This window comes from Desulfatiferula olefinivorans (assembly GCF_054657895.1).
This window is the reverse complement of the sequence record NZ_BAAHXV010000117.1, coordinates 1-508: the sequence shown is the minus strand read 5'-3', so window position 1 is coordinate 508 and position 508 is coordinate 1. Positions and strand designations below refer to the sequence as shown.

The 508-nt window shown below is 51.0% G+C and carries 1 pseudogene; it reads left to right on the top strand.

Annotated elements, in window-relative coordinates:
• Positions 1-398 (top strand): annotated as a pseudogene (locus ACYQ11_RS22125) (hypothetical protein); the annotation flags it as partial.
• Between the last annotated feature and the right edge of the window lie 110 nt (positions 399-508).

The window sequence follows — 508 nt, the reverse complement described above, 5'->3', positions numbered from 1 at the left end:
GAAGGGTGACCTTCTTGGGTTTTGAGACCTACTGGAAGAAAGACGACAAAGGCGCAGTCAAGGTTGAGCAGCGAACGGAACGCAAGAAACTGCAAGGGGCTTGTCAACGTATCAAGGAATGGATAAAGGAGAACCGTCATCTAAAAGGAATGTTTTTCATAAAAGCGCTGAACAGGCGGCTGCAGGGTCACTATAACTACTATAATGTACCGGGCAATCTGACCTCGCAATGGCGCTTTTACAACTGGGCTGTGGCAAGCTCATTTAAATGGCTGAACCGCCGGGGAGGTAAACGTAAAAGTTTTACCTGGAAGGCATTCAGTGCTGCCATAGATCGGTTGGGGATTGCAAAACCTAAAATGGTGATGGTCGACAGACAACATCGCGTATTTGCATAAAACAGACGTCTTACGCGGAAGCGAGTACAACCGAGGAACCGGATGCGGGAAAACCGCACGTCCGGGTCTGTGCGGGGGGCGCTGGGTAACCGGCGTTCCTACCGCGAGAG